The sequence below is a fragment of the Pseudovibrio sp. Alg231-02 genome, from assembly GCF_900143565.1.
Taxonomy (GTDB): domain Bacteria; phylum Pseudomonadota; class Alphaproteobacteria; order Rhizobiales; family Stappiaceae; genus Pseudovibrio.
In genome coordinates this window covers 719,564-740,246 of the sequence record NZ_FREX01000001.1, presented here as the reverse complement: position 1 = coordinate 740,246, position 20,683 = coordinate 719,564, and the positions used below count along the sequence as shown (strand labels likewise).

The following is a 20,683-nucleotide window of genomic DNA, read 5'->3' as shown; positions in this document are numbered from 1 at the left end:
CCAGTTCTTCAGGAAGGATACGCGAAGAAAAATGCGTTAGCGGTAGGTGACAGCAGTACCGGTTGCGGTCACCATCAGCATAGAACCGTTGCTGCCAACAGTCTCATAATCGATGTCGATGCCAATCACAGCATTTGCGCCATAGCGAGCCGCTTCCTCAGTCATCTCATGCAGCGCAATCTGACGGGCTTTCTTCAACTCCCCCTCATAGGCGCCGGAACGACCACCGACGATATCGCGAATACCGGCGAACAGGTCCTTAAAGACGTTCGCACCCAGAATTGCTTCACCATGAACAATTCCCTTGTAGTCGGAAATCTCTTTGCCATCGAGAGTGTTAGTGGTCGTAGTAAGCATATGTCATCCTCAAATCCGTGCCATGGCCCTCAGCCAGACACACATCAATCCGTTCAATCAAAACCAACAAGCTATGATCGAAGTGCCCGAGCCCATAAAACGTATGGGCGCTTATCTCATGTAAGAAAGGATCTTACAAAATCCAGTGGTAGCCAAATTAGTCTGGGACGTGAATTTTCTTTTGCTTGCTTACCTCACGTCTCATCTCGGTCAATTCAGCGTGAAGCGCGTCAAGTTTTGCCTCCAGAACTTGTAAATCTTTGTTGCCCGCGTCTTCGCTCTCACTGATGAAGAGATTAGCAACGATTGTACCTGTCAAGGAGGCAAACATACCAACACCAACAGTCATCAAAAAAGCCGCGATCACACGACCTAAGGGTGAAACAGGAAAGAAATCTCCATAGCCCACTGTTGTGATGGTAACGAATGCCCACCAGATGGCATCTCTCAGACTGAGAATATTTGCACCTTCCATGTTTTTCTCTACTTGGAGAATAGCAACTGCAGCAAGGATGACCATCAGGATGGAACTGATGAACACAAGAGTAAGAATGCTGTTTGTTCTCTTGTTAAAGATGTGCCGTACAATGGTATGGGAAGCACGGATTGCGCGAATTATTCTGAAGAGCCTGATAATGCGTCCGTATCGTAGAGGGTCTACCAATGGGATGCTCGAAATGAGGTCGATCCAGCCCCATTTCATAAAATCGCCTTTCCGTTCTGCCTTTATGAAACGGACAAGAAAATCAATGAAGAAGACACCGCAAATTACAGTATCTGCGTAAATCAGTAGAGTAATGGTATCCGCGTCAAGCTGCATTGCTTCCTGGATAAGCAGTGCAGCGATTACATATATTGACAGGACGACAATAAACAAATCAAAAAGATGAGGTGCCGTTTGCAAGGAACGCTGGTTCATTACAGAAAATACCTAAAGTTAAATTTCAACGCTATCCCATTGGAATTGAAAAAATCAATCCGACAGATCTGGTGCTAATATTTCCTACTCAACATCGAGGTTTATGCAATTAATAGTTGCTGGTGTCTACAATGCACCAGCTATCAAAGACTACCTGATCTTCCCAGCTTTCTGGAAACTGGCAAACTTTTCGCAATAGTCTGGATGCCAACGTGAAAGAGCCGGACGGTTTTCGATAATATCACCAGCTGCCCAGGCGATCCGTAGCTTATCGGTGTTGGAGTCTACAGCGTTATCAGGGCACAGAATATAAAAGACACCCTCAGCCATACGCTGGAGGAAGTAGTCAACCGTTTGCTCGCTGGTCCACGCATCCTTCGGCTTATCCGGGTATTGGGCCATGTTTATACCCGTGTGAGTAAAGCCTGGTACAAAGAGATGTACTGAAATTGGTGCATTTGCCTCTCTGAGCTCATGGCAAAGCTGCTCACTTATGACTTTAATACCTGCCTTGGTCGTGTTGTAGGCAGGATTGCCGGGAGGTGTCGTGATCCCTTGTTTCGAGCCTGTGTTGACCACTACAGCCGGGCGGTTTGCGTCCATCATGCGCGGCAGGAAAGCATGAACGCCGTGGATTACACCAAACAGATTGACCGAGATGAGCTGCCGCCAGTTCTCCATCTCACCCCAGCTTGAAGATGGAATTTCAATCCCGGCATTGTTCATAAGAACGGCCACATCACCAGCCTCAAAGGCTTTGTCGGCCAACGTTTTCACCTGGCTCTCATCAGAGACATCTGTAGGAACACCAAACACGCTCGCAGAACTGGAAGCAACCGCGCGAACGTCTTTTACAGCTTGCTCAAGTCGCGGTCCGGGCAGATCTGCCAGAACTACGCCTAACCCCTGTTGGGCAAACCGAAGGGCAGATGCTTTGCCGACACCACTCGCTGCACCGGTAACGACCGCTAAACCACCGAGTTCAAGAGCTTCTTTAAACATTGTTATTCGCCTGATGACTGGAAGTTCTATTATGGAAGGAGACCTGCTCTTTCTACCCCACCTGTATGAGCTTTATTCATTAAGGGTTCATTGCAGCACAGATCGCGCGCATCTGAGAGCCAGTCTGTCACGAACATCTGGCGCAGCAGGAGATATTTAATTTTGTGGGAGGATGTCGAGGCAAGCTGACTTGCCATCCGCGGATAGAGTCCAGCGAAGGTAAAGAGCATGAAGGCGAAAACAAAAGTCTCGCCTTTATGCTGGGTTAAAAGCAGTCATCAACTGGGGGAGTGCCGATCAGTTATCACTCAGCCGCTTTTTGCGGCTCGTAGCCAAGCTTACCGTTGAGTTCGTGGATGAGGCCTTCAGCGGCCTCGGAGATTACGGTTCCCGGAGGGAAGATTGCGGAAGCACCAGATGCATAAAGCTCATCATAATCCTGCGGAGGCACAACGCCGCCCACAACAATCATGATGTCCTCGCGGCCCTCATCAGCCAGCGCTTTCTTCAAAGCAGGGACGAGGGTGAGGTGACCTGCGGCAAGGGAGGAAACGCCAACGATATGTACGTCGTTTTCAACCGCCTGACGGGCTGCTTCTTCAGGTGTGGCGAACAAAGGGCCAATATCTACATCGAAGCCAAGGTCAGCAAAGGCAGAGGCGATCACCTTCTGCCCACGGTCATGACCATCCTGTCCCATCTTGGCAACAAGAATACGCGGGCGGCGACCGTCATTTTCTTCAAACGCCTCAACCAGCTGCTCAATTTTGGAGATGCTCTCAGACATTTCACCAACCTCGCGCTTATAAACGCCAGCAATGGATTTGATTTCCGCTTTATGGCGACCAAACGCATTTTCCATTGCCAGAGACATTTCACCAACAGAAGCTTTCACACGAGCGGCTTTCACACAAAGATCCAGCAGATTGCCTTCGCCAGAGCGAGCTGCATCCTCAAGAGCCTTAAGCGCGGCTTGAGTATCCTCTTCGTTGCGCTCTTCACGCAAACGGTTCAGCTTCTCAATCTGCTTGGCGCGAACTTCTTCATTGTCCACTTTCAGAACTTCAAGTTCTTCTTCGCGGTCAGGACGGAACTTGTTCACGCCCACAACAGTCTGATGACCACTGTCGATACGGGCCTGCGTTTTTGCAGCAGCTTCCTCAATGCGAAGCTTCGGAATGCCTTTCTCAATGGCTTTCGCCATACCGCCAAGGCTTTCAATCTCTTCAATGTGCTTCAGTGCTTTGGAAGCCAGATCAGCGGTCAAGCGCTCAACATAGTAGGAGCCACCCCATGGATCGATGGTCTTGGTGGTACCGCTTTCCTGCTGCAGGAACAGCTGAGTGTTACGGGCAATCCGAGCAGAAAAGTCCGTCGGCAGCGCCAAAGCTTCATCCAAAGCGTTGGTATGCAGAGACTGGGTATGTCCCTGTGTTGCTGCCATAGCTTCAACGGTGGTGCGGATGACGTTGTTGAACACATCCTGTGCTGTCAAAGACCAGCCGGAGGTCTGCGAGTGTGTCCGCAGCGACAGGCTCTTCGGGTTCTTCGGCTGGAAGTTCTCCTGCATCAGCTTCGCCCAGATCAGGCGTGCTGCACGCAGTTTGGCAACTTCCATGAAGAAGTTCATGCCAATCGCCCAGAAGAAGGACAGGCGAGGGGCAAAAGCATCAATATCCATGCCTGCTGCCACACCAGCGCGGGCATATTCAATGCCATCCGCAATGGTAAAGGCCAGCTCCAGATCAGCCGTGGCACCCGCTTCCTGCATGTGATAACCGGAAATGGAGATCGAGTTGAACTTCGGCATATTTTCCGATGTATAGGCAAAAATATCGGAGATGATACGCATGGAAGGCACGGGCGGATAAATATAGGTATTCCGCACCATGAACTCTTTCAGAATGTCATTCTGAATGGTCCCGGAAAGTTTCTCAGAAGGCACGCCTTGCTCTTCGGCAGCCACCACATACAGCGCCATAACGGGCAGAACCGCACCGTTCATGGTCATGGACACACTCATCTTGTCCAGTGGAATGCCGGAAAAGAGCGTGCGCATGTCATAGATGGAGTCAATGGCAACACCCGCCATGCCCACATCACCGGCAACACGTGGATGATCACTGTCATACCCGCGGTGGGTTGCCAGATCGAACGCGATGGAAAGACCTTTTTGCCCTGCAGCCAAATTGCGGCGATAGAAGGCGTTGGAATCTTCCGCAGTCGAGAACCCGGCATACTGGCGCACAGTCCATGGCTGCTGCACATACATGGTTGGGTATGGTCCGCGCATAAACGGCGGCAGACCTGGCCAGGTGTTCAGGTGCGTCAGACCATTAAGATCTTCTGGACCATAAGCAGGCTTAACAGCAATACCTTCTGGCGTGTTCCATGTGGCTTGCGCGTCAGTGGAGGCCGACACGGCACAGTCTTTGTATTCAATCTGGGTGTAGTCAGGAAACAAGCTCATCAAATTGCCTCCACTTCATCAGCCAGCGAAACGCCAACCACTTCAAAACATGTCTTCAGTTCAGCAAGCATATCACAGCCTTGGTATATGGTTCCATCAAGGCCATTCTCAGTCAGCTCAGCAAGAAGATCCTTCGGACGCCCGGCCAGCGTAACGCGTTTAGCACCGGCAGCTTTCAGTTGTTTCAAAACGGCAACGGCTTGTTCCTCGTAGACCTTGTCAGAGGAGCACAAACACACAACCTTGGCATCGCTGATACGGAAACAGGAGATCATGTCATCAAGGCTGTCAAACTGCTTGCCACCCCCGCTGACAAACCCGCCAGTTGCATAAAAATTGGTTGCAAATGTTGCACGAGCAGTATGCTGAGCAACCGGTCCAAGCGTTGCCAAAAAGACCTTTGGCGGGTTGCCTTGCGTTTCTCGGAAAGCCTCGGCTTTGTCCCGCAGGTTCTCAAATGGTGCCGCCAGACGAGAAAGCTTCAGAGCCTGACAATCATTGTCACCCAGTTGCTTACGGCTGGCCTGAATGTCAACAAGACCGGCCCCCTCAGTCAATGTTTTGGCAACCGCCTCAAGCAACTGCCCATCTGTGCTTGGCTCTGGCAGGTCCATGCGTGTTGCGATCTCACCAATCTGGTCAGCATCCGCTTTCAGCACGTCAACATCAAGCTCGCCAAGGTTAGGGAAGGCGCTTGTGCCGGTCAACGGATGACGACCTGTTGCGACCAACTTGTCCTCTTCACGTCTGGCTGTCGTAACATCAAAATGAATTACGCCAGATGCCAGTGCTGCAAGCACCCCGCCTTCTTTCTCTATCTTCTGGAAATACGACCAAGCTGCATTGGCGAGGTCTTCAGTGCGCTCTTCAACCAAACCGCTTCCGGCTGCAGGATCGCTCACCTGCGCCAGATTGCTTTCTTCAATTAAAATGAGCTGCGTGTTTCGCGCAATACGCCGCGCGAATGCATTCGGCAAACCAAGAGCACTTGTAAATGGAAGAACGCTCACGCTGTCAGCACCGCCAATCCCGGCAGCAAACGCAGCAACTGTGGTGCGCAGCATATTCACCCAGGGATCGCGCTTGGTCATCATCCGCCAGCTGGTTTCCATATGAAGATGGAGCGGCAGGGATGGCAACTGAGCAGCATCCAGCAAACGAGACCAGATCTGGCGCATCGCGCGGGCTTTGATGATGGTGCCGAACTGGTCAGCACTTGCACTCAGGCAGGCCGAAACATGTTTTGGAAGGTCTTTAGCAGGCACACCGCCTTTTTCCAGCGTACGCATGTAATAGAGCAGGCTGGAAAGGATGAGGCCAAGTTCCTGAACGCTGTTGGCACCCGCATCGTGATAGCAACGCCCGTCACCGCGCAAGAGACTGCCCTGAATACCGTTGTTGCGGGCGTATCCTGCAAGATCTTGAGCACGCAATTCAAGCCGCTCAAAGGAGTTACGAACCCGCCCGGAGTTGACGAACACACTCAACGGATCGGAAACACCATGAACAGTCAGCTGGTTTGGCTCAATACCCAAACGCTTGCAGGTTTCAACGAGCAACGCGAGTGTTGCGCTGCCCTCATAACCACATTCAAGGCGGAAATCGATCAGGTCAGGTTTGACCCCCTCAAGGAGCCTCAGCATATCATCTATGCGCTGAACACTCAGTCCGCCACTTAGAACACGCGGGGAGGCAGGAAGAACCAGCTCGATGCTGTCAGCACCGCCCTCAAGGTCTTCGAGCATCTGGGCGTTGGCCTCGGAAACGATGGGATGATCACTTCTCTGAATGATCTTCCAAGGGTGAGAGCGCTCCCTCAATTGCAGTGGAGCACTGTCCGTGCGCCCTTGGTATAATGGCTTATTCTCAAGGCCGCCGGCAATTGGTGTGTTTAATGCATCCAGTGCCGCGCCTTTGAGGGCACGCAGAGCTGATGCTTCCCAGTCGCTGTGCGTCGCTTCTAGGAAATTGCTTGGAAAATCAATGTTTTGCATGTCCATCCCATGTCCTTCTGATAACTTTATACGAAGGAACCTTTGATGGTTTCAAGCTATGCGTTAGGACGAGATTGGAAAACAACTGCCTCAAACACTGCGTAAATTGCAGAACTACTGATGTGACAATGGTTGGACAGTTTTCGCATTAGCTTAATTTATCCTAAACTTGTCGCAATTGACCCTAGGGCATGTAACGCTGTTACTATTGCCGAGAGCTAAGCAGTAGTTTCGTACTCTTACTATAGATATTTCGGAGTTTCTGCGAAATAGCTCCTAGTTAAACTGTTGGGGTAATGCGTTTCTGGGGCAACAGTGGGGCCACTATTTACAAGTACTCTGAATACTTGGAGGTCAGTTGATCTACCTCCGAAAATGAGAATGACGGTATTGCCGAGATTGCTGTAATAACAAGTGGTCTAAGAGTAATGCAAAATACAAGAGATGGTTACATCTTGTAGAAGCGAGGCAACTCAAAGAATTGCCAGCAAACTACAAAATACAGCGATTAACAGGCGTGCAATATATTTTCTGAGCATGAGATAAGGCAACTGCCATAACTCCGCGATGAAGCAGTCCTGCGCTGAATAACCATTCAAAATGAAGAGTTTTCGAATTTACCTGCGCAAACCATCGGTTTGCGAAAGTTAGTTGGCATGCCTTCGGTATGTCAGGTGGGCAAGTGCGTCTTCAATCCAGCAGCACCCGAGCGAGTGCCAGGCGGATAGAAACGGGAAGGCAGGGCAAATGAACGATACTTCAGATATCGAAGCAAAGGTAAAAGCGATTTCAGAAGCACGGGCAGCGAAACCGGTTCTGGATATTGTGGAGTCCTATTTAAGGCGACTGGGTGCGTCCCATATCCTGATCACAGGTCTACCTATGCCAAACAGGACAATTGACAGTTTGGTTCATAGGTTCAGATGGCCTGATGAAAGAAACGGCGGTGTCGAGCGGACAACGCTGAGTGCTGGTGACAGTGCATTGATGTTGGGACTATCCGGCAATCGTCCGGTCGTCTGGTCGGTGTCCAGCTCGGACACAGGTAACTCCGAGCTCTTTGCAGCAATTGGTGAAGGTGCGCGGGTCATGGTGATCCCGGTGGATGCTCTTCATCCGTTCCAGGCAATGGTGGTTGGTGCCGGGCATCAAATCGCCGCTGAACCTTATGATCTGGCATCACTGGAAATTGTATGCTCGGCAGCGTTCCGGCGCTTGTTTGAGCTGGGTGTGATCTCTGATCAAAGACCGGGAGATCTGTCTGCACGCGAACGTCGTGTTCTGGAACTGACTGCGCTGGGCAAAACGGCCCATGAGATTGCAGAACTTCTGGAGATTTCACAAAGAACGGTTCATGCGCACCTGCAAAACGCAAGTGCCAAACTCAATGCATCAAATAAGACCCACACTGTGGTTGAGGCATTGCGTTACGGACAGATCAAAATCTGACCAAACGTTCTCTCAGTACTGGTGAAAAGCAGGCTCATTTCAAATGCGTCTGCTTTTTGCGTGATTGAATTATATGCAAAGGCGCATACTTGTGAGGACTGATGAACCTCACAAGAAGCTTCTATGTAATTTCAGCAAGCCCTGGCACACGGGCGACGATTTCATCTGTCATTTCTGGACCGACTTTTTCGCGAGTATATTGAACGGTTTCTTTCGCGACCTGTTGAATTTCTTCAACTGAGAGCCCAAGGCTGGTCATCTCATTCAAGGCAGCCAATACGCCGACACTTGCATTCATTTTGCTGGCAAGGCCACCCAGAAGCCCCTTGTTCTCAGTGGCTTCATCGATTGCAAGAAATCCCTCTGCAGCAGGGAAGGCCTCGAGCAAAGCCTCGACTTCTTCTTTACTGCTGTTTTTGGCGATGAAATTCAGCATGATCCCAACAGCAGGTTGAGCCTTCTCGGGATCCAGTCCGGTTCTTTCGGTAATGCGATCAACAAGTACGTGCATTGTAATCTCCTGTCCCCTAATGAATCTAATATAGTGATCATCGGGTGCAATGTTAGAGACAACGAAACAGGCGCAGGGCAACTCTGTGTTACCATCACTAAAAATCAGGCCTAATCCCGTGTGTTTCCTTCAAATTCCGTATCGCATGGCCTCTTAGGTGCCTTCGTTGTACAAAGTATCGCTCACGCACCTTAAAAGAGTTTAACCGACCCGCTTAAACAGTGCAGCGGAATTACAAGTGGTTACCAAGGCAAAGCCGTAGCTTTGACTTTGGAAATTATGTTAGAGCTTCTAACAGCCTCATATCTACGCAGTGACCTGCGTCCTATCCCATCTTACAGGTGATACACACGAGCCTGCACTACAAAGGAATGAACCATGTCGAATCTCGACAAAGTCCTTGATCGTATTGACCAAAATTTGGATCAAAGTCTCGATCGGTTGTTTGACCTCCTGCGCATCAAAAGCATTTCTACTGATCCTGAATATAAAGGGGATTGCCGCGAAGCAGCTGAATGGATGGCTAAAGAACTGACTGCAATTGGCATTCCTTCAGAGGTCAGAGACACCACTGGCCATCCAATGGTTGTTGGTCATCGTGTTGCTGATGGAAAGCCGGGCCCACACGTTCTGTTTTATGGTCACTATGATGTGCAGCCAGTCGATCCGATTGAGCTTTGGAACGCAGACCCGTTTGATCCGCAGATTGTTACCCGTGAAGACGGCTCTAAAATGATCGTCGCTCGTGGGGCAAATGATGACAAAGGCCAGTTGATGACCTTTGTTGAAGCTGTCCGCGCCTGGGTTGAAGAATCTGGTGATGTTCCGATCAACATCTCTGTTCTGCTCGAAGGTGAGGAAGAAAGCGGTTCTCCATCCCTTCAGCCATTCCTGGATGCAAACAAAGAAGAGTTGTCTAAAGATCTGGCACTCGTTTGTGATACCTCCATGTGGGACAAAGATACTCCTGCAATCTCCGTCATGCTGCGTGGTTTGGTTGGTGAAGAAATCACCCTGAAGGGTCCAAGCAAAGACCTTCACTCCGGTATGTATGGGGGTGCAGCACGCAACCCGCTTCATGTCCTTTCTGATATGGTTGCTGGCTTGCGCGATGAAAACGGACGCATCACGCTTCCTGGGTTCTACGATGGTGTTCTGGAGCTGCCGGAAGACGTCAAAGAAATGTGGGACAATCTTGGCTTCTCTACTGAGGAGTTTCTCGGCGGTATCGGCCTGAAAGATCTTGGCGGGGAAAAAGACCGCTCTGGCTTGGAACAGATCTGGGCACGCCCAACCTGTGAGGTAAACGGCTTGTGGGGCGGGTACACCGGTGCCGGCTTCAAAACAGTTATCCCTGCAGAAGCACACGCAAAAATCTCCTTCCGTCTGGTAGGCGATCAGGATCCTGAGAAAATCAGAGCTGCATTCCACTCTTACCTCAAGTCCAAAACTCCAGCGGATTTTGAGCTGGAATTGCACCCGCATGGTGGCGATCGTGCGCTGCGCATGGACTTTGATGCACCAGCTCTGGCCAAAGGCCGCGCTGCGCTCACTGCTGAGTGGGACAAGCCAGCGGCTTTGGTTGGCTGTGGTGGTTCCATTCCGATTGTTGGCAGCTTCAAGCGTACGCTCAACATGGACAGCCTGCTGATCGGCTTCGGTCTGGATGAAGACCAGATTCACTCACCAAACGAAAAGTACGAGCTGAAGAGCTTCCACAAAGGCATCCGTTCCTGGGCGCGTGTTCTGGAAGAGCTGGCGAAGTAATAAGCCATTGAAAATTTCTGGCTCTGGACTGTTTAGTTCAGAGCCAGAAGCTTTGAATTGAAGTTGTATTTTGGGCTCAGCCGACTGGAGAATTGAAATGGCATCTATCTGCGTGTTTTGCGGATCATCAATCGGGAAACGTCCGGAATATGAAGCTGCTGCCCGTGTTTTGGGCACCGAAATTGCAAAGCGTGGCAATCGTCTCGTTTATGGCGGTGCTGAAGTTGGATTGATGGGTGTCGTTGCAAATGCTGCGCTGGAAGCCGGCGGCGAAGTCGTTGGTGTCTTGCCAGAAGCACTTGCAGCAAAAGAACTGGCACACAGATCTCTGACGGATCTCCACATTGTCGGCTCTATGCACGAGCGTAAAGCGATGATGGCTGATCTGTCTGATGCGTTTGTGGCGCTGCCAGGCGGTATCGGCACCATGGAAGAGCTCTTTGAGGTCTGGACATGGGGACAGCTCGGCTACCACAACAAGCCATGCGGTCTATACAACGCAAACGGTTTTTACGGGCGCATGCTGGCATTTCTGGACTTCATGGAAGAAGAAGCGTTCATGAAGAAAACACACCGTGAGATGCTGTTGGTTGGTGACAATCCGACCCAGCTGCTGGATCAGATTGAAAACTATCAGGCGCCGATCGGCCATAAGTGGATCACGCGCGCTGAAACTTGATGGTTTGACACTCTGCAGGACTGAATATCACTTGATTAAAGCATGATGTGCGAATGAAAATAAGCGCAGCATGCTTTAGTCCTGCAGATACCGTGGAAGGCGAGAAGGTTCGTTTGTCAGGTAAAGCGCAGCCAGCAAAAAGACGAAGCCAACGGCCTGCCCAATACCTAAAGGTTCAGCAAAAACCCAATACCCTGTCAGGATCGCCAGTCCGAACTCAATGAAACCGGTGGTATAGGCCGTTTTCCTGCCAGACTTGTCAGAACTTCCATAGGCAAGCAAAAGCTGCGGCAACAATCCTGCAATCAGTGCCAGTCCTAGAATTGGCAGGGTACTCGGCATGGAACCTTCACCATGCCACACCTTGAGTTCGACAAGAGCAAAAGGAACTGCTGTCAAAACCGCCCCGGCAAAAATACAGGCGGCAATGGACAAAGAAGGCAGGTAACTCGGCGTTTTACGGCTAACCATCTGCAAACCGCCATAGCACAATGGCCCAATCAATCCGATTGCAACGGCGATAAAATCCACATCAGGCAGAGGTGTTGAGGCAATGATAATCAGCAGTGCGCCAAACACCAGTCCAAGTGTGAGCTTGTCACTGCTTCTCAATTTTTCGCCGCCAAGAGCTCTCAAAATCACCAGAAGAGCAGGATAGGAGAAGAACAGACTAGCGGCCAGATAGATCGGTAGCATGCTCAGAGCATAAAAATAGCTCCACGCCCCAAGCCCCATAATCATTCCGAACAGCACGTAATGTCGGCTGCTTGGGCCGGATTTAAGCGCTTGTGGCAGGTAGGGAGCAAGCAACACGGCTGGCAGAATGTAACGCAAGAGAACTGCTGCGCCAGGTGAGATGCCGGCGGCAAAGCCAATCTTTGCAAAATACGGGATGCTTCCGAAACAGACGGCGCCCAAACCCAATGCAACCAGGCTCACAAGCTTGTGGCCTTTGCCTACACTTTTAAATCCATGAAACATGAAGTCTAAGTAACGCCGATTGCTTCTACTCTGAAATAGGTTCTGGCCTCAAAGCCGCCACAAATATGAAACCTGCACGGACTAAGAGCAAGTTTATTCGCTGAGCCAGCTGAGTTTGAGCTCAGATGGCCACAGAAAATAGGCCTGTAATGAGGTTTATGCCAATTCAGGGTCAGGTGCACTCAAGGTTCAACCCAACGCAGGAAGCCCACTCAGGTCTTTCAAAACAGCCGATGGCGCCAAGTCTGCATATTCGTCCGGCATCTGAGAGCGATTAATCCAGACCGTCCGCATACCGTACTTTGTTGCACCTGCGATATCCCAGCGGTTGCTGGACTGGAATGAAATCGCTTCCGGATACATACGGAAATGTGTGGTCACAAGATCATAAACATCTGGATGCGGCTTGTAGGTTTGCACCGGATCAACCGAGAAGACCTCGTCAAAGGAATCCGTGATACCAGCGTTTTTGAGAGCGCCATCCATCATTTTCATAGGAGCGTTTGACAGGATCGCGAGCTTGGAACCACGTTCGCGCAGATCTTTCAGCAGCTGAGGAACTTCCGGATAGCAATCTAATTCCCAATAGGCGGCCAACAGCTCATCGCGTGCGCTTTTGTTTGCTTCTGGTACAAGCGCAAATGCAGTGTCCAGAGCCTGAACTGTCAGCTCCCAGAAATCTACATACTGCCCCATAAGAGAACGAACCCAGGAGTATTCCAGCTGCTTCTCACGCCAGATGGATGAGAGCTTTTTGCCTTCAGGCCCCACAGCACCCATGTGTTTTCTGGCGGCAGCATGCACGTCAAAAAGAGTTCCATAGGCATCAAAAACATAAACTGAGTGGCTCATCTCTGCTCTCCGGCTTTGCACCAAGCGTCAAGATTGGCAAATTCCAATACCTCTAAGAAAGCGATGTCATGCGTGTTCGTCAAGGCATGGTAAATACGTGCCCCCTATGCTTTGGGCGCAAAAATTTAACAATTGTTCCATGAAAACAACATTTCACTCCAAAATTGCTCGTACACGCACAAAACACGGCCAGAATCTTTAGCCAGCTCTCACGAAGGTTGCGGCAATCTCAAAAGTCCTCAAAACACGATTGCGTTAAAACTGTGCAAAAGAACAAAGAAGAGGCGTCAAGCCTGAAAACTACACGCAAGTCACAAGCCGCAATCTAATTGCGTTTTCTCACTATTTATTCGCGTGCAGTGACATTTAGTTGCGCCTCAGAGCTAAAATAGCTGCGGGATATAACTTTGAGCACGTTTGTGTTGGGCGTGATGACCGCACCTTGGTGCTTTGTCTTCTTTGTCGAGAGTATGGTTGACCCCATTTGAATTCTCAGGTCGACTGACAATAGATAATTGGGCGGGGCCTTTCAGGCTCATAAGCCGACTTTTGAGGAGAGATTAATTATGGCCGAAATGTCGAAGACTCGGACATGGGTTGAAGGCAAATGGTACGAGGGTAATCCGCCACTGATCGGTCCGCGTACGCATTCTTTTTGGTTGGGTTCGAACGTATTTGATGGTGCCCGTGGATTTGAAGGCGTTATGCCTGACCTTGATTTGCATTGTGAACGTCTAAACCGGTCTGCCGTAAACCTTGGTATGAAACCAACCATGCGCTTTGAAGAGATGGTTGAACTCGCGACAGAAGGCATGACCAAGTTTGAAGCGGACGAAGCAGTTTACATCCGTCCGATGTACTGGGCTGAACACGATGGTCCTGGCATCATTGACGGTGATCCGGAATCTACTCGTTTCTGCATGTGCCTGTTTGAAGCTCCAATGCCGCCCAAAGGTGCTTCCAACAGCCTGACATTGTCTCCATTCCGCCGACCAACAATGGAATCCATGCCAGTGAATGCGAAAGCTGGCTGCTTGTACCCAAACAATGCGCGGGCATCGCGTGAAGCAAAGTCCCGTGGCTTTGACAATGCGATCATGCTGGATGCTCTGGGCAATGTTGCAGAGCTGACCTCAGCCAACATCTTCATGGTCAAGGATGGTGAGGTGCTCACCCCTTACTGGAATGGCACCTTCCTGAATGGCATCACCCGCCAGCGCATTATCAAACTGCTCAGCAGCGCTGGCTATAACGTGCATGAAACAACGCTGACCTTTAAGGACTTCCTTGAGGCTGATGAGATCTTCTCAACCGGCAACTATGGCAAGGTGGTTCCAGTCCACAAACTGGAAGATCGCACAATGGACCATGGTCCTGTTGCTGCCAAAGCAAGAGAACTCTATTGGGAGTTTGCGCACGCTAAAGTGCCTGCATAACCCCATAGGGATTGGTTGTTTTAAAGGGAGGCAGTCGCCTCCCTTTTTTATGCCGGTGTGAAACGCTTGATCGTGAGCAAAGCAGCAAGAATGAGAGCACCTGCAGCCACAAGCGAGGCAAGCAAAAAGTCGCCGTTCAGCTCATAGAGATAACCAGCAAAGCTCGGGCCAAACATCTGGCCTAAACCGAAGGCAGCGGTCATCAGGCCGACAATCTGGCGAGGGTTAGAGCTTGCAAGACGACGCGCCTCAACAAGCCCGATCGATGTAATGCCAACAAACGTCCCACCCAACAGGATTGCAGCTGCTGAAAGCCCGGCGATAGTCGGCGTCAGAACACTCAAAGCCACGCCAATGGCTTCAAGTGTGCAGGCGACTGCAATTGCACGGCCATAACTGATACGGACTGCCAACTTCTCCCAAAAGAAAACGGAAGGGATGATCGCAAGTCCAACCAGCAGCCAGCCAAGGGATTTCATTGGCGCCAGCTCAGGCGTCGAACTAGCCAGTGCGCCGAGGAATGTGGCGGTGATGACGTAGCCAAAACCGAAGCAGCCGTAAGCAAAGATCAATCGCCACGCGCTCAGGTTCAGTGGCTTGGTCGTGGTCTTCATTTGGGTGGCGTGAGAAGCTGCTTGAGGAGCAAGCTCTTTTCGTGGAGGAAGAAGAAACGGCACGCACAACGAGAGCAGAAGACTGAGCGCACCGCTTGCGATCCAAAGCTGTGATGAGCTTTCTAAGCTTGTACCAAGCCATTCAATCATAAGGGACGAACCGGCTATGCCGATGCCAACACCAGTGAAATGGATCGGAAAGAGATGAAGGCTACGGGTCTCTGCCAGCCGCTGCATGACTATATTTGCGACCAAAACAAATGCATAAGCGCTTGCCAGCCCAGCTAGAAAGCGAATGACAACAAACCAGTAGACGCCAAGACTAAACGCCATGAAAAAGGTGACTACAGTGCTCGTGATCAACGCGATCATGAAGATACGATAGGGACCGCCGGGCAGGGGAGCGCGAGCTGCCAGCAGTGCTCCGAGCAGATAACCAAGATAATTGGAGGAGGCGACAAATCCTGCGTTGACTTCATTCAAAGTTCCGTCCTGCAACATGAACGGCAGAACCGGAGTATAGACAAATCTTCCGATACCCATGACTGCAGCCATAGCAAGGCAGCCACCCACCGCAGAAAGGACTGCAAACTGGTCTTTTTCGGTCGTAGTGGATGGTTTCATGAGTTTTTCGGAGGCATCTGACACAAATTGATTCCTTACAAGCCGCAGAATACAGCCAATAAAGTGACCTCACAGCTCCTGTAATTTCCAACTTAGAAGTTCTACTTACAAAAAAACAAGAAAAATATTTGCAAATTATGCTCTTCACCCGTTGCTCATACGGAAAAACATCACTATTTTGCACCATGAGTTGCAGCGCTGCTCGGTTGTAAAACTGAAAAGTACTGCGCCCAAAATTTCCTTTCCCATGGAGGTATACCATGTCTTTTGCTCTTGAAGACCTGCCATACGCATACGACGCTCTGGCCCCTTATATGTCTGCTGAAACTCTCGAGTTCCACCATGACAAGCACCATATGGCTTATGTAACTAACGGCAACAAGCTGCTCGAAGGTTCTGGTCTTGAAGGCAAAAGCCTTGAAGAGATCGTCAAGGAAAGCTACGGCACCAATGCAGGCCTGTTCAACAACGCTGGTCAGCACCTTAACCACCTGCACTTCTGGAAATGGATGAAGCCAAATGGCGGCGGTTCTTCTCTGCCGGGCGTTCTGGCTAAAAAGTTTGACGAAGATCTCGGTGGTTTCGACAAGTTCCGCGCTGACTTCATCAACGCTGGTGTAACCCAGTTCGGTTCCGGTTGGGCATGGCTGGCTGTTAAAGACGGCAAGCTCGTAGTGATGAAAACACCTAACGGTGAAAACCCAATCGTACACGGCGCAACCCCAATTCTTGGCTGCGACGTATGGGAACATTCCTACTACATCGACTACCGCAACGCGCGTCCTAAGTACCTGGAAGCATTCGTTGATAACCTGATCAACTGGGAATACGTGGAAGAGCTGTACTCTGCAGCTGTTTAATCCCAAAGACAGATTATAATCAAGGCGGCCTCGTGCCGCCTTTTTTGTCTCGATGGCTTTGATTTTTTAAATTGTCACTATTGACAGTTAATTATTTGAAGCCTATCTCTACTCGTGTCCGATGAGTGAAAGCACATACCCATGCCGCGTCCTAGTGTTCAATCCGCCAGACTAAATGAAATCGTTGAAGCTGCTGCGAAATGCGTTGCTCAATATGGTTTGGAAGGCGTGACGCTGGAACGCATTGCTGAAGAAACCGGACTGAAACGACCGCTTATCAGGCACCATGCCGGTAATCGGGAAGAGATAATAAACGCTGTTGTAACCCATGTTCTGTCAGGCTTTGGTGAGTTGACGACAATGTTCGCAAACGCATTGCCAGCAAAACGTGGTTCCTACACTGCCGTTGATCATCTGTTTGATGATCACGGCCACTCTGATCCAGCTGAGATGATGGTGTTCCAATCCATTGTTGCAGCAGCAGACAGGTTTCCTGCTGAGGCAGAAGCTCTTCTGAAATGGGTTGGTGATTTTACAGCAGTTGTCGTCGAGGCAATTAAACGAGACTTTCCTGAAGTGGAGAGTGAAGCCGCCGAAACCGTTGCCCATGGCATCGTGGCACTCTACTTCAACGTTGATTCCTTGGCTCCCCTCAAGCCGCCACATGCGTGGAGGCGTTATGCAAAAAATGCAGCATTGCTGCTGCTGAGGTCCTTGGAAGATAATGCAGGTACTCAAAGAGCTCTTTAGAAAGATAATCAGCTACGGCAAGTGGCGAACCATTTTTGCTCTGATCCTGATTGCTGCCTCGCTTTACTACGGCTGGCAGTGGGTCTGGGGTGCGCTTTTCCTCCTCTGGACAGTTAGAGCGTGGCGGAGCCAATCCGTCTATGTTGTCGAAACACTCACTCGTGGTGATAACCCGTTCCTGTTCTGGATCACGATCATCCTGTGGGCGACGCTTTCGCTCTATCTCATCCTCGCAGATCTAATAATGAAGCTAGGAGGCGTTCCCCATGTCTACTCATAGCAACGGTATGCCCGTTCTCCCCAAAGAGGCCTACACCTCGCAAGAATGGTTTGATCGAGAGCAGGCCGAAATCTTCTCCAAAACCTGGTCACTCGCAGGCTTTCAGGAGGACATCACTGAACCTGGCCAATACATCTCCGTTCAGGCTGGTTTGAACAATATCTTCATCGTAATGGGTCGTGATCATCGCTTGCGTGCGTTTCACAACATCTGCCGCCACAGAGGCACCCAGCTTTTGCGAGCTGAAGGCAAGACGCAAAAGGCGATCACATGCCCTTATCATGATTGGACATATGATCTTGAAGGCAACCTGATTTCTGTCCCGGAAAAAGAAAAAGAGTTTCCCGGGATAGATTTGTCCTGCAATGGTTTGAAAAAGGCATCTGTCGATATCTGGCGCGGAATGCTCTGGGTGCACCCAGATGAAAATGCTCCATCCATCATCAATTGGTTTGGAGAGGTAGAGCCATATCTTGCGCCATATGATCCAGCTGGATTAATTGAGACGGAAGAGGGCTACTCAAAGCATGAGATCAAGGCCAATTGGAAAATTATCGTCGAGAACTACATCGACGGGTATCATCTGTCACACCTGCATTCTCATACGCTCAACATGTATGACCACTCAAAGATTGAGTGTGAGTTCATCGGCCCACACTTCGCCTTCTGGGAGCCCCTTGCAGATTTCTATGCAGCTGAAGTGGAAAAGGTCACACCAATGCCACTCATTCCGGGTATCCCGAAAGACAAGATGGGAGCCTGGGTGCCAATGTTGTTTCCGGGGATTGGATTAGGTGAATCTGAGAATTCATGGTCCACCTTCCATATAACGCCAATCGCCCCGGACAGATCCGTAGTTGAGATACGGACCCGTGTGGCGAATGAAACCACTTGGGCCTTCACAAAAGCGGCCATGGCATCAGCCTCCTTCTGGGATAAGCATCTGGGTGCCAAATACAACGAAGACCCGAAAGCAGATCCGATGTCGTCTGGTGACTTTATGCAGGAAGATATCTACGCCTGCGAACAGCAGCAGAAGTCCCTGCAGAGTCCTTTCTTTGAACACGGCCCGTCCTCCAAACACGGCGAAAAGCCCGTTCGCGATCATCAGCGTGTCGTGGCTGAATGGGTGGAGCGCAATCCGTGAGAAATATCGTTTATTCACTGAGGGTTTCAGAGGTTATCTCTGAAACAAAGCATGCGAAAACCATCAGATTTGACATCCCTGCAGAGCTGAAGGAGGAATTTTTCTGGAAGCCAGGACAACACATCACCATTGAGCTGGATGTAAATGGTGACAAGGTGCGTCGTCCCTTCACGATTTCAGCGGCCCCTAGTGACGGTAACGCGTTACAGATCACGGTCAAATCCAATCCAGATGGCATTTTCTCCAAGTTCCTCTGCACAAAGGTGAAGGCAGGTCATCAGCTAAATGTGATGCCACCCTTCGGAGGTTTCACGCTTGAGCCTTTAAAAGACCGGCAAAGAACGCTCTACTTCTTTGCCGGTGGCAGCGGAATTACGCCGGCTGTCGCAATGATTGAAGCTGCATTGGAAAGAGAACCACGTTCAAAACTGTTTTTGCTCTATGCGAACCGGACAGCTGATGACATCATCTTTAAGGAACAATTGGAGCTGTTGGCAGAGCGCTTCCCGTCTCAGCTGGAAGTCAGGCATATTCTATCCAAACCATCCTTGTGGTCTATGTTCTCACCATGGAAATCTGGCCGGATAACCAAAGATGTGGCCTTGGAGTATTTGTCTGAATGCCGACCACTTGCTCAGAATACGCAATACTTTATTTGCGGTCCCGGTACCATGAACGCAGATGTGCGCGAGGCTCTTCGAAACTGCGATGTTCCGACAGATCGTATCCATGCGGAGAGTTTTGGCGGGAACCTTGATACGCCAAAAGACGTGTCCAGCGTGCCAGCTCTGCTAAAGCTCGACTACTACGGCGAGACCATTGAGCTGGAAGTTGCAAAAGGGCAGTCGATTATGAATGCTATCCGGGCCGCGGGCTTGGAGCCACCTTATTCCTGCCAGTCAGGAATCTGCGGAGCATGCCGGGCTCAGATCAAGAGCGGTGCGGTGAACATGAAGGCCAGAATGGCTTTGGAAGACTCTGATGTCGCCAAAGGAGCAATTCTGACCTGCCAATCCTATGCAAAAACCGCAGAACTATCGATCAGCTTTAAGTAGTTCAGGATCCGAACAGTTTGGCGAAGAAGCCTTTTTCATATCCAAGCTGGCAACGGGATGTGATGATCTGGTCTAAGACCCCGTTCATCAGATAGAGGAATGCTTCGCACTCGCTCTGAGTTGTGAAGCAAGCCTCGGTTGAGACGTTATAGGGCTGATTATCACTCAAAACGCGCCCGCCAACATTTGCTTGCCAGATATTGGAGGCGCCATGTTCAGCAGTCGCAATGGAACAATCATACTGAGTGCCTTTCACACGCGGCATGATTGGCCCTGTACGAGGTATCAGTTGCCGTTCCAGATAATTGGTGCTTGGTGGTTGACTGCAGCTGACCAGAAACAGAGACGCCGCTGCAAAGCAGGCGAGTGGGGCAATTGTCTTCATTTAATCAACGCTTTCGGGCCTTATCGGCCTCTTCTGTCAAAAGTGTATTTTAAAACCAGCCAAAAAGTCCTTTGTAATACCCATGCTGGCAACTGGCACTGCGCGTAAGCTCCAAATACCCACGCATGAAATTCAGATAAGCCTGACACTTCTTCATTGTCCGAAAACAGGCAACGCTGGAGATATTGCGGCTGGGATCGCTGAAATACCCGGTCACAAACGCCTGATAAACATTCTCCGCCCCGTCCTCTTTCACCCTGATCCGACAATCATACTGCGACCCATAGATCCGCGGCGCCGACCGCAAGTCATTCGGGATCAGATGATTGAACGGATAAAGCTTATTGTTGACCTGAGCGACTGTAGACGCAGGAAGCATAAGGATAAGAAGCAAGATAACCAGAATGGCACGCACAGGATGTTCCAGACTTTTTTGTTGTTTATGTCTTTAACATTGAGCGCCAAGAGGAGTTAAAGCTCCTCATTCGACCAAATAATCTTAGTCCTATGTTGGTTCCAGTATTCTTAACGGAGTTTTTGAACTGAGAATA

The 20,683-nt window shown here is 50.3% G+C and carries 20 protein-coding genes; 9 read left to right on the top strand and 11 right to left on the bottom strand.

Annotation, left to right across the window (positions count from 1 at the left end; all coding sequences use genetic code 11):
* Window positions 1–36: 36 nt before the first annotated feature.
* The 5 genes from DHN43_RS03160 to DHN43_RS03135 all read right to left on the bottom strand — a co-directional run bounded on the left by DHN43_RS03160 (window position 37) and on the right by DHN43_RS03135 (window position 6,742).
* A complete protein-coding gene (locus tag DHN43_RS03160) occupies window positions 37–357 on the bottom strand; it encodes a heavy metal-binding domain-containing protein (protein WP_057465850.1) in 321 nt (106 codons plus the stop codon).
* A gap of 157 nt (window positions 358–514) precedes the next feature.
* Window positions 515–1,276 carry a potassium channel family protein gene (locus DHN43_RS03155; protein WP_108817701.1) on the bottom strand — a complete coding sequence of 254 codons (762 nt, stop codon included), beginning with the start codon at window positions 1,274–1,276 and terminating at the stop codon, window positions 515–517.
* 150 nt (window positions 1,277–1,426) lie between these two features.
* The gene (locus tag DHN43_RS03150) at window positions 1,427–2,278 is read right to left on the bottom strand and encodes an SDR family NAD(P)-dependent oxidoreductase (RefSeq protein WP_063303608.1); all 852 of its coding nucleotides are present in this window, start codon (window positions 2,276–2,278) and stop codon (window positions 1,427–1,429) included.
* A 304-nt stretch (window positions 2,279–2,582) separates the two neighbouring features.
* Complete coding sequence (gene scpA / locus DHN43_RS03140; protein ID WP_108817699.1) at window positions 2,583–4,748, bottom strand: methylmalonyl-CoA mutase; 2,166 nt, start codon at window positions 4,746–4,748, stop codon at window positions 2,583–2,585.
* A complete protein-coding gene (locus tag DHN43_RS03135; protein WP_208994803.1) occupies window positions 4,748–6,742 on the bottom strand; it encodes a methylmalonyl-CoA mutase family protein in 1,995 nt (664 codons plus the stop codon). The genes scpA and DHN43_RS03135 overlap by 1 nt, the downstream gene beginning before the upstream one ends.
* A 747-nt stretch (window positions 6,743–7,489) precedes the next feature.
* Here DHN43_RS03135 and DHN43_RS27355 point away from each other — a divergent pair.
* The gene (locus tag DHN43_RS27355; RefSeq protein ID WP_063303610.1) at window positions 7,490–8,191 is read left to right on the top strand and encodes a LuxR C-terminal-related transcriptional regulator; all 702 of its coding nucleotides are present in this window, start codon (window positions 7,490–7,492) and stop codon (window positions 8,189–8,191) included.
* Between the two features lie 121 nt (window positions 8,192–8,312).
* Here DHN43_RS27355 and DHN43_RS03125 read toward each other — a convergent pair whose 3' ends face one another.
* Window positions 8,313–8,702 carry a DUF2780 domain-containing protein gene (locus DHN43_RS03125; protein WP_082597153.1) on the bottom strand — a complete coding sequence of 130 codons (390 nt, stop codon included), beginning with the start codon at window positions 8,700–8,702 and terminating at the stop codon, window positions 8,313–8,315.
* Between the two features lie 378 nt (window positions 8,703–9,080).
* On the opposite strand from DHN43_RS03125, the gene DHN43_RS03120 reads away from it, so the two are divergent.
* Window positions 9,081–10,469, top strand: coding sequence for a dipeptidase (locus DHN43_RS03120; protein WP_108817697.1), 1,389 nt, complete (start codon window positions 9,081–9,083; stop codon window positions 10,467–10,469).
* Between the two features lie 97 nt (window positions 10,470–10,566).
* Complete coding sequence (locus DHN43_RS03115) at window positions 10,567–11,148, top strand: TIGR00730 family Rossman fold protein (protein WP_063288149.1); 582 nt, start codon at window positions 10,567–10,569, stop codon at window positions 11,146–11,148.
* A gap of 75 nt (window positions 11,149–11,223) precedes the next feature.
* Here the strand turns inward: DHN43_RS03115 and DHN43_RS03110 are convergent, their stop codons facing one another.
* Window positions 11,224–12,087, bottom strand: coding sequence for a DMT family transporter (locus tag DHN43_RS03110; RefSeq protein WP_208994729.1), 864 nt, complete (start codon window positions 12,085–12,087; stop codon window positions 11,224–11,226).
* A 231-nt stretch (window positions 12,088–12,318) separates the two neighbouring features.
* A complete protein-coding gene (locus DHN43_RS03105; protein WP_057465857.1) occupies window positions 12,319–12,981 on the bottom strand; it encodes a haloacid dehalogenase type II in 663 nt (220 codons plus the stop codon).
* A gap of 566 nt (window positions 12,982–13,547) precedes the next feature.
* On the opposite strand from DHN43_RS03105, the gene DHN43_RS03100 reads away from it, so the two are divergent.
* Entirely contained in the window at window positions 13,548–14,417 is an 870-nt protein-coding gene (locus tag DHN43_RS03100; protein ID WP_057465858.1) for a branched-chain amino acid aminotransferase, read from the top strand.
* Between the two features lie 47 nt (window positions 14,418–14,464).
* Here the strand turns inward: DHN43_RS03100 and DHN43_RS03095 are convergent, their stop codons facing one another.
* On the bottom strand, window positions 14,465–15,679 hold the full coding sequence (locus tag DHN43_RS03095; protein ID WP_108817695.1) for a YbfB/YjiJ family MFS transporter: 1,215 nt from the start codon (window positions 15,677–15,679) through the stop codon (window positions 14,465–14,467).
* Window positions 15,680–15,915: 236 nt separating this feature from the next.
* Between DHN43_RS03095 and DHN43_RS03090 the strand changes: the two genes are divergently transcribed.
* From DHN43_RS03090 to DHN43_RS03070, 5 genes are all read left to right on the top strand, one after another.
* Window positions 15,916–16,515: a superoxide dismutase gene (locus DHN43_RS03090; protein WP_057465860.1), complete on the top strand. Its 600-nt coding sequence runs from the start codon at window positions 15,916–15,918 to the stop codon at window positions 16,513–16,515.
* A 141-nt stretch (window positions 16,516–16,656) separates the two neighbouring features.
* On the top strand, window positions 16,657–17,265 hold the full coding sequence (locus tag DHN43_RS03085; protein ID WP_108817694.1) for a TetR/AcrR family transcriptional regulator: 609 nt from the start codon (window positions 16,657–16,659) through the stop codon (window positions 17,263–17,265).
* The gene (locus tag DHN43_RS03080; protein ID WP_108817693.1) at window positions 17,240–17,545 is read left to right on the top strand and encodes a hypothetical protein; all 306 of its coding nucleotides are present in this window, start codon (window positions 17,240–17,242) and stop codon (window positions 17,543–17,545) included. Before DHN43_RS03085 ends, DHN43_RS03080 begins: the two co-directional genes overlap by 26 nt.
* The gene (locus DHN43_RS03075) at window positions 17,532–18,692 is read left to right on the top strand and encodes an aromatic ring-hydroxylating oxygenase subunit alpha (RefSeq protein ID WP_108817692.1); all 1,161 of its coding nucleotides are present in this window, start codon (window positions 17,532–17,534) and stop codon (window positions 18,690–18,692) included. The genes DHN43_RS03080 and DHN43_RS03075 overlap by 14 nt, the downstream gene beginning before the upstream one ends.
* Window positions 18,689–19,747, top strand: coding sequence for a ferredoxin--NADP reductase (locus DHN43_RS03070; RefSeq protein ID WP_108817991.1), 1,059 nt, complete (start codon window positions 18,689–18,691; stop codon window positions 19,745–19,747). The genes DHN43_RS03075 and DHN43_RS03070 overlap by 4 nt, the downstream gene beginning before the upstream one ends.
* A 1-nt stretch (window position 19,748) precedes the next feature.
* Here DHN43_RS03070 and DHN43_RS03065 read toward each other — a convergent pair whose 3' ends face one another.
* Together DHN43_RS03065 and DHN43_RS27255 are read right to left on the bottom strand one after the other, a co-directional pair.
* Window positions 19,749–20,132, bottom strand: coding sequence for a hypothetical protein (locus tag DHN43_RS03065; protein ID WP_057465863.1), 384 nt, complete (start codon window positions 20,130–20,132; stop codon window positions 19,749–19,751).
* 49 nt (window positions 20,133–20,181) lie between these two features.
* Window positions 20,182–20,547, bottom strand: a complete 366-nt coding sequence (locus tag DHN43_RS27255; protein WP_208980729.1) for a hypothetical protein — start codon at window positions 20,545–20,547, stop codon at window positions 20,182–20,184.
* Between the last annotated feature and the right edge of the window lie 136 nt (window positions 20,548–20,683).